At 65.7% G+C, this 8,633-nt stretch carries 7 protein-coding genes; 6 read left to right on the top strand and 1 reads right to left on the bottom strand.

From position 1 onward, the window contains the following. Nucleotides 1-469: SurA N-terminal domain-containing protein (locus P8Y39_11200; protein MEJ2192890.1), on the top strand; the 469-nt coding region annotated here is incomplete at its 5' end. Beyond that, the gene (locus tag P8Y39_11195) at nt 466-1,599 is read left to right on the top strand and encodes an anhydro-N-acetylmuramic acid kinase (protein MEJ2192889.1); all 1,134 of its coding nucleotides are present in this window, start codon (nt 466-468) and stop codon (nt 1,597-1,599) included. The genes P8Y39_11200 and P8Y39_11195, both read left to right, overlap by 4 nt. Before the next feature lie 182 nt (nt 1,600-1,781). Here the strand turns inward: P8Y39_11195 and mnmE are convergent, their stop codons facing one another. Next, nucleotides 1,782-3,167 carry a tRNA uridine-5-carboxymethylaminomethyl(34) synthesis GTPase MnmE gene (mnmE, locus tag P8Y39_11190; protein ID MEJ2192888.1) on the bottom strand — a complete coding sequence of 462 codons (1,386 nt, stop codon included), beginning with the start codon at nt 3,165-3,167 and terminating at the stop codon, nt 1,782-1,784. A gap of 30 nt (nt 3,168-3,197) precedes the next feature. Here mnmE and P8Y39_11185 point away from each other — a divergent pair, with 30 nt between their 5' ends. The 4 genes from P8Y39_11185 (at nt 3,198) to P8Y39_11170 (ending at nt 8,585) form a co-directional block, all read left to right on the top strand. Then, nucleotides 3,198-4,313 carry an NADH:flavin oxidoreductase gene (locus P8Y39_11185; GenBank protein MEJ2192887.1) on the top strand — a complete coding sequence of 372 codons (1,116 nt, stop codon included), beginning with the start codon at nt 3,198-3,200 and terminating at the stop codon, nt 4,311-4,313. A gap of 201 nt (nt 4,314-4,514) precedes the next feature. Further along, nucleotides 4,515-5,294, top strand: a complete 780-nt coding sequence (locus P8Y39_11180; GenBank protein ID MEJ2192886.1) for a polyprenol monophosphomannose synthase — start codon at nt 4,515-4,517, stop codon at nt 5,292-5,294. Continuing rightward, nucleotides 5,291-6,736, top strand: coding sequence for a mannose-1-phosphate guanylyltransferase/mannose-6-phosphate isomerase (locus tag P8Y39_11175; protein MEJ2192885.1), 1,446 nt, complete (start codon nt 5,291-5,293; stop codon nt 6,734-6,736). Before P8Y39_11180 ends, P8Y39_11175 begins: the two co-directional genes overlap by 4 nt. Continuing rightward, on the top strand, nt 6,708-8,585 hold the full coding sequence (locus tag P8Y39_11170) for a hypothetical protein (GenBank protein ID MEJ2192884.1): 1,878 nt from the start codon (nt 6,708-6,710) through the stop codon (nt 8,583-8,585). The genes P8Y39_11175 and P8Y39_11170 overlap by 29 nt, the downstream gene beginning before the upstream one ends. Nucleotides 8,586-8,633: the final 48 nt, after the last annotated feature.

The following is an 8,633-nucleotide window of genomic DNA, read 5'->3' as shown; positions in this document are numbered from 1 at the left end:
GGATGCTTTCCAGGACAAGTTCGACGATGCGATGCGGGACAAGCTCAAGCTCCAGGTCCTGGAGGAGCTGGTGGAGGCCAGGGTCCTGTATCTGGCCGCCCGGCAAGGGGGCATCACGGTGACGGACGCCGAGCTCGGGGAGGCCATCCGCAACGACCCCAGCTTCATCAGAAACGGGCGGTTCAACCGGCAGGTCTACCTCAACACCCTGAGGCTCAACCACCTGACCCCGGCGGCCTATGAACAGCAGCTGCGCCAGGAGCTCATGGCCCGGAGGCTCAGGCTGATGGTGCAGGAGGCCGTGGACCTCACGCCCGCCGAGCTGAAGGGGCTGCCCGAAGACCCGAAGCTCAGGGCCCAGAAGAAGGAGACCATGCTCGAGCTCAAGAGGCAGGCCGCCCTGAGCTCCTACGTCCAGGGCCTCAAGAAACAGTACGACATACAGATCAACCTGAGCCTGATTGCATGACCCGCCGGGTGCCGGGCCGCCTTATCGTGGGTCTCATGTCCGGCACATCCCACGACGGGGTGGACGCGGCCCTCGTCCGCATCCGGGGCTCCGGGGGCCGGGCGCGGGTCCGGTTTCTTCATCACGTCTTCGTTCCCTATCCTCAGCCGGTAAGGCGCGCCGTGCGCTCCGCCCTGGACGGCCACGTCTCGGAGGTCTGCCGGGTCAACGTCCTTTTGGGCGAGGTCTTCTCCCGCGCGGTGGAGGCCTGCGTGCGGGGGGCCGGCCTCCGGCTTGGCGAGGTCTCCGCCGTGGCTTCCCACGGTCAGACGCTGTTTCATGTCCCCCCGTCGGGGAGAAAGGGGGGCTGCACCCTCCAGGTGGGTGAGGCCGCGGTCATGGCCGCGCGCACGGGGCTCGCCGTGGTGAGCGACTTCCGCCCGGCCGACATGGCCCACGGCGGCCAGGGTGCGCCCCTGGTCCCCTTTGCCGACCATGTGCTTTTCAGGGACAGGGCCCCCTGCGCCGTGCACAACCTGGGGGGCATCTCCAACCTCACCATGGTGACTCCGGACGTGGAGGGGGTCTTCGGCTTCGACACCGGCCCGGGCAACGCCCTTCTGGACGAGGCCATGCTGGCCCTGACCGGAAGGCCCTTGGACCGGGACGGCCGCCTGGCCCGGAAGGGGCGGGCCCATGACGGCCTCCTCCGGGAGCTCATGCGGCATCCCTTTTTGAGGAGGCGTCCTCCCAAGTCCACGGGCCGGGAGCTTTTCGGCCCGGCCATGGCGCGGGAGCTGCTCGCGCGATGGAACCTTTCCGCGGAGGACGCCATGGCCACGCTCACCCGCTTTACCGCCCTCTCCGTCAGGGACGCGTACCGAAGGTTCGTCCTGCCCACGGCAAGCCCCCGGGAGGTCATCCTCACCGGCGGGGGGACGATGAACGGCTTTCTGGTGGAGCTGCTCAGGGACGCCCTCGCCCCCCTCACGGTCCGCCTCATCGACGAGCTGGGCATCCCCGCCCGGGCCAAGGAGGCGGTGAGCTTCGCCGTCCTGGCCAATGAGACCCTCTCGCGCCGCCCCTCGGGCGTGCCCCGCGCCACCGGGGCCCACCGCCCGGCGGTCCTGGGCAAGATAAGCTATCCCTGATAATAGGTCGCCATGCGGATGTGTTTTGGAAGACTGCGTTTGCCGGCGTAAAAGTGTGCGAGATTAAAAAGGTGCCCGAGGCACCTATTTGCCGTTATTTGGAAAGATAAGCTGTTTTTTCTCAACGGTCGCTCACATTATGTTACAGGCCCTGGTTTGACGGGAAAAGGTGCCCGTGGCACCTATTTGCCGATGCAGAATTCCGAGAAGATGCGCTCCAGGACGTCCTCGGTGGTGACCTCGCCTCCTATCTCGGCGAGCCTGTCCATGGCCTCCCGAAGCTCCACGGCCGTTATCTCCGGGGGCTCGGAGGCCAGGGCGTCCAGGGCGGCCTCGATGAAGCGGCGCGCTCCGTCCAGGGCGGCCTTGTGCCTGAGGGTGGTGACCAGGACGCCGTCGCTCCGGAAGGCCCCGGAGCCCAGGGCGGCCCTCTGGATGGCGTCTTTCAGGTCTTCGAGCCCCCGGCCCTCGCGGGCGGAGGTGCGCACGCGCGGCGGGAAAGAGTCATTCCCCAGTAGGGTTTCCTCCCAGGCCATGGGGAGGTCGCACTTGTTCAGGACGAGGACCGCGTTTCTGTCGGAGAGCCTGTCGAGGACGAGGCGGTCCTCTGGGGCGAGGGGCACGGAGGCGTCCAGGACGGCCAGCACCAGGTCGGCGTCCGTGAGGGCCTTCAGGCTCCTTTTGACCCCTTCTTCTTCCACCATGTCCCTGGCCCCGCGGATGCCGGCCGTATCCATCATGAGGAGGGGAAGCCCGCGGATGCTCAGGTGCTCCTCGATGACGTCCCTGGTGGTGCCGGGCATCTCGGCGACGATGGCCCGGCTACGGCTGAGGAGGGCGTTCAGGAGCGAGGACTTTCCCACGTTGGGCCTTCCCACGATGGCGGTCTTCACGCCGTCGCGGAAGAGCCGCCCCTCCCGGAAGGTCCCGGCCAGGGAGGCCGCGCCGTCCCGGGCTGCCTCCATGAGGCGGCGCATCTCCTCCATGGAGGCGAGCTCCATCTCCTCCTCGGGGAAATCGATGGAGGCCTCCAGGTGGGCCGCGGCTAAAAGCAGCATCTCCCTGAGCTCGCGCACTCTGCCGGAAAGCCCGCCTTCAAGCTGCGAGAGGGCCAGGTGCCCGGCGGCCTCCGTCTTGGCCCTGATGAGGTCCAGCGCGGCTTCGGCCTGGCAGAGGTCCAGGCGGCCGGCGAGGAAGGCCCTCCGGGTGAACTCCCCCGGCTCGGCAAGCCTGGCCCCCTGGGCAAGGGCCAGCGAGAGCACCCTCGCCAGGGGGACCATCCCCCCGTGGCAGTGCACCTCCACCACGTCCTCCCGGGTGTAGGTGCGGGGGGCTTTCATGTAAAGGAGGAGCACCTCGTCCACGGGCTCTCCGGTTTCGGGCTCCACGATGTGGCCGTAGAGGGCCCGGTGGCTCTCCGGACGCCTGCCTCGCGGGGAGGCGAAGAGCCGCTCGGCGATGCCCAGGGCCCGGGGGCCGCTTATGCGTACGATGCCGATGCCGCCTTCCCCCGGGGGGGTGGCGGGGGCGGCTATCGTATCGCCGCCGGTCATGTGGTAAGCTTTCATATATCTAAAGTTACCGCAGGGGGAAGGGGAATGTCTAACGACGGCCTCCTCTTCGAGCCTTTCACCCTGGCCGGCCTCACGCTCCGCAACCGCCTGGTGCGCTCGGCCACCTTCGAGAAACGGGCGGACGAGGACGGGCGGGCCACGGATGCCATCCTCAGGCTCTACGAAGAGCTGGCCGAAGGCGGCGTGGGGCTCATCATAACCGGGAGCGCGCTGGTGCACCCCTCGGGGCGGGCCCTCCGGCGCATGCTGTCCATCCACAGCAATATCTTCATCGACGGGCTGGCCCGGCTGGCCGAAGGCGTGCACCGCAAGGGCGGGCTGGTGGCCGTTCAGCTCGGCCACGGGGGCCGGCAGTGCCCGCCCCTGATGCTCGGGGGGGCAGAGCCCCTGGCGCCCTCGGCGGTCTACGACCCTTCCACGAAGGCCACCCCCCGGGCCATGACGGACAGGGAGATATGGGACATGGTGGACGCCTTCGGCGAGGCGGCCTGGCGGGCCAGGGCCGCGGGGTTCGACGCGGTGCAGGTCCACGGAGCCCACGGCTACCTGGTGAGCAGCTTCCTCTCCCCCCACACCAACCGGCGGGACGACTACTGGGGCGGGGACGAGCAGAGGCGGTTCCATTTCGTGGAGGAGGTCTTCACGGCGGTCAGGAGCGCCGTGGGCCGCGAGTTTCCCGTCCTCATCAAGCTTAACGCCGACGACCTGCTTCCCGGAGGGCTCAAGCCCCCCGAGAGCGTCCGCATAGCCCTCGGCCTGGAGGCCATGGGCCTGGATGCCGTGGAGGTCAGCGGAGGCATGCGCGAGTCCAAGGTCACCGCGCTGCGCGAGGGCATCAAGAGCCCCCATGAGGAGGCCTACTTCCGGAAGGAAAGCAGGCTCTTCAAGGAAGACCTCTCCATCCCGGTCATCCTCACCGGCGGGATGCGCACCAGGGCCGTCATGGAAGACGTCCTGGCCAAGGGCGAGGCCGACCTCATCGGCATGTCCCGCCCCCTCATCCGCGAGCCCCGCCTCCCGGCGGAGATGGCGGCCTCCGGAAAGGATGCCGACTGCATTTCGTGCAACAAGTGCACGCGCTTCTCCCGCATCTCCGAGGTCAAGTGCCTGGAGGCGGAGCGGGCCAGGCCCCCGGAGTGACCGGAGGGGGGCCGGGCAGCCGCCGCTCGGAATCCGCGTTTCGGAAAATACCGACCAGGTGCTCCCAATCGTATCAGTCCTATCCGTTCAATGCCGGGAAGGCCTCGAAAAAAGTTTATTCCAGGGCTTGTTGCCGGCATGCCCGCCGCTTGTTTGGTGCGCGCAGTAATAAATACGCCGATTTGTTAAGATAATCCTAACATGAAGGCATTGCTTGTCCTTCCGACATACAACGAGGCCTTCACCCTGGGTGAGGTTCTCGAAAAGGTGCTCGGCTTGGACCTGGCTGACGTCCTCATCGTCGACGACAACTCCACCGACGGCACCGGGGACATTATTCGCCGATGGCGTGAGCGCTCCGGCCGCGTGCATCTGCTGGAGAGGCCGGGCAAGCTCGGCCTGGGGACCGCCTACGTGGCAGGCTTCCGCTGGGGGCTTGAGCGAGGCTATGAGTGCTTCATCGAGATGGACGCGGACCTCTCGCACAATCCCTTCAACCTTCCCCGGTTCGTGCAGCAGATGGAGCGCGGAGCCGACCTCGTCATCGGCTCCCGGTACATGGGGGGGACGATAAGCGTGGTGGGCTGGGACTTCAGGAGGCTCCTCCTCTCCCGCCTGGGAAACTCCTACGCCACGTGGATCCTGGGCTTCCCCCTTACGGACGTGACCAGCGGTTTCCGGGCCTTCAGCCGCCGGGCCCTGGAGGCCATGGACCTGGAGGGCATACACGCCCAGGGCTATTCCTTTCAGATAGAGATGGCCTACTACGTCTGGCGCATGGGGATGCAGGTCAGGGAAATCCCCATCACCTTCACGGAGCGCTACGGGGGCGCCTCCAAGATGTCCGGGGCCATAGTCCGGGAGGCCATGCGCCTGCCCTGGACCCTGAGGTGGCGTTCCCTGACCGGCGGCCTGAAGCGCGCCCTCGGTCTCACCAAGAGGCCCCTGCCCGGAAAAGAGGACCGGAGGGCGTCCCTGTGACCGTGCAGAAGGCCGGCACCTGGAGCAGGAACCTCCATGCGGTCATCATGGCCGGGGGAAAGGGGACACGCTTCTGGCCCCTGAGCCGCGATGCCTTTCCGAAGCAGTTTCTGAAGCTGGTGGGGGAGAAGACCCTCATCCAGGAGACCATCCACCGCCTGGAGAACGAGCTGCCGGCCGAGCGCATCCTGGTGGTGACCACCAGGGGGCAGAGGGACATCGTCACCTGGCAGGCCCGGGAAGTACGGGGCGACGTGCAGTGCGTGGTGGAGCCCGAGGGGAAGAACACCGCCCCGGCCATCGCCCTGGCGGCCTTCAAGCTCCTGAAGAAGAACAAGGACGCCCTGATGCTCGTGCTGCCCGCGGACCACCATATCGGCGACCCTCGGCTCTTTCTCTCCACCCTGAAAAAGGCCGTGCCGGTTGCACGGAAGGGAAGGCTTCTGACCTTCGGCATAAAGCCCACCAGGCCCGAGACGGGCTACGGCTACATAAAGGCGGGGAAGGGCTCGCCGGACGGGGCCTACCGGGTGGAGCGCTTCGTGGAGAAGCCCGACCACAAGACGGCGCGGGAGTACCTGAAGGACGGCTCCTATTACTGGAACAGCGGCATGTTCCTCTTCCGGGCCCTGGACATGGTCCAGGAGATTGAGAGGCACATGCCCGCCCTGCACAGGGCCTTCGCGGGCATCCAGAAATCCCTGAACACGAAGAAGGAAGAGGAAGAGCTGGCCGCCCTTTACTCCGCCCTGGAGAGCCAGTCCATCGACTACGGCGTCATGGAGAAGTCCCGCAAGGTCTCCATGGTGCCGGCGGAGTTCCCCTGGTCGGACATCGGCAGCTGGAGCGCCCTGGACGAGGTCCTGCCGGTGGACGGCTCCCGCAACGTCCGCATCGGAAACGTGGTGAGCCTGGGCTGCGAGGACTCCATCATGGTCTCTTCGGCCGAGAAGCTGGTGGCGGCCATCGGCCTCAGGGACATGGTGGTCGTCAGCACCGCCGACGCCACCCTCATCGTCCCCAAGGACAGGGTCCAGGAGGTCAAGGACATGGTCTCCCTCCTCAAGGAGGAAGGCAAGGAGAAGTTCCTGATGCCCAGCATCGAGGAGCGCCCCTGGGGGTGGTTCGCCATCCTGGATGAGGGCCCCTCCTTCAAGATAAAGCACATCTACCTCAAGCCCAAGAAGAAGCTGAGCCTCCAGATGCACAACCACCGGAGCGAGCACTGGATCGTGGTCTCCGGCACGGCCAGGGTGCAGAGGGGAGACGAGGTCTTCCATGTCCAGCAGAACGAGAGCACGTTCATCCCCGCCACGGTCAGGCACCGCCTGGAAAACCCCGGCATCATCCCGCTGAGAATCGTGGAGATTCAAAGTGGTGAATACATGGGCGAGGATGATATAATCAGGTTCGATGACCTCTACGGCAGAGAAACCGGGTAAGAAACACCTCCTTGCCGCCGTCGTCCTTCCCCTTGCCCTCTTCGGGTACCTCTTCGGGGCGAACCTGAAGGTCGTCCTCAACGACCCGGACCTCTGGTGGCACCTGAAGACCGGCGAGTACATCGTCACCCACGCCGACATTCCCGAGGAGGACCACTTCGCCCTGACCACGCCCAAGCATCTGAGCGAGGGCCAGGTCGACGGCCTTCGGGCCCAGTGGCTGGGGCAGGTCCTGTACTATCTTGCCCACCGGGCCGGGGGGCTGGCGGGGGTCGTCGTCTTCCGCAACGTCCTCATCCTGCTGCCCTTGGCCATCCTTTTCTTATGGCTCTTGCGCCGGGGCCTGGGGGTATGGACGTCCATGGCCCTGGTGAGCTTCCCGGCCTTTCTCCTGAACTTCGAGCTGAGCTACTCCTTCGAGCGGCCCCAGGGCATTTCCTTTGTGCTGGCCCTTGTGGTGGTCATTCTCCTTGAGCGCCTGAAGGGGCGAAGCCCGGCCCGGAAGTTCGATTACACCTATGTCCTTTTGCCGGTGCTCATGGCGTTCTGGTCCAATGTCCACGGCGGGTTCATCGTGGGCAACTTCATCATAGGCATGTACCTCGGGTCCGAGGCCCTTCTCTGGGGGGTGCGGAGGCTGCGAGGCTCCGGAACGCAGGGGCCTCCCCCCAGCTTCTACGTCGTGGGCTTTCTGGCCATCCTTGCCTCCGGGGTCAACCCCAACGGATACGACATATTCTATTCATATACCAAGGGCTTGCTCGGGATGTTCCTCACCGACATCTCCCGCCCCGTCACGGGGCACGGCGGCGGAGGGAGCTGGGTGCGCACCGTTGTTCTGGAGTACAAGCCCCTCACCTATTTCTACTCCGTCCTGGACTACAAGTGGCTCGTCTTTTACTGGGCCTTCACCGCGGTGCTTTATGCCCTCATGTTCGTCAAATACTGGGTGCGCCGGAGCGTGGACCTGGCCGAGCTTCTCACGGTGACCTTCGTGGCCTTTTTCGCCAACTACTATGCCCGGGGCCTGATGTTCTCCCTCACGGTCATGCCCTTCTTCATGGGTAAGACGGCGGCGGAGCTGGCCGGCGCGGGCTTGAGGATGCCGCGGATTGCCCTGCGCACCGCGGTCATTCTAGTGGTGGGCCTCACGGCCACCTTTTCGGCCTACCTCCTCGAGAAGGAACCCCAGGCCCTCAGGCCCGGGATAGCCGACGCATGGGTGACGCCGTGGTACCCGGCCGGCGTGGTGCGGTTTTTACAGAAGACCAGCCCGGACCCGCCCCTGTACAACTACTACACCTGGGGAGGCTACTTCATGTGGCGGCTCTATCCCCAGTACAAGGTCTTCATTGACGGGCGGGCCCTGGACAACAGGGCCAACCAGGCGGCCGACGCGATTCTCAAGGCCTTCCCCGGGTGGGACCGCATCCTCCGGGCCTACGGCATAAACGTCATCGCCACTCCCCTGATCTTCCGGGAGACGGGCCACACCATCCCCCTGGCGGCCGTCCTTGCGCAGTCCAGGGGTTGGGAGCTTGTCTTCGTCGGGTACAACAGCGCCGTCTTTGTGAAGGACGCCCCCCGGAACGCCGGGATTATAAAGAAATACGGGATGGACAAGCGGCGCGTCTTCAAGGAGATCATCCAGATAGAAAACGGCTTCCTCTATTCAAACCCCTACCACCCCGTCTTCAACGTGGCCAAGGCCGACGCGCTCCTGGCCCTGGGCTATGTCGACGAGGCCCGGGCCATCTACGAGCGCTTTCCGAAATATGCCGCCCAGCAGCTCTACATGCTCCGGGGCCGCAGCGGCGGCTCGATGGGACATCACCCGGCCCCGCACTAGGGGGAGGGACCAGTCCCCCTTTTTTTCTCTTACATTGAAACGCTGCCA

This window comes from Nitrospirota bacterium (assembly GCA_037386965.1).
Lineage (GTDB): Bacteria > Nitrospirota > Thermodesulfovibrionia > Thermodesulfovibrionales > JdFR-86 > JARRLN01.
Note: the sequence above shows the minus strand (reverse complement) of the source record. Positions and strands in the feature narration are given on the sequence as shown.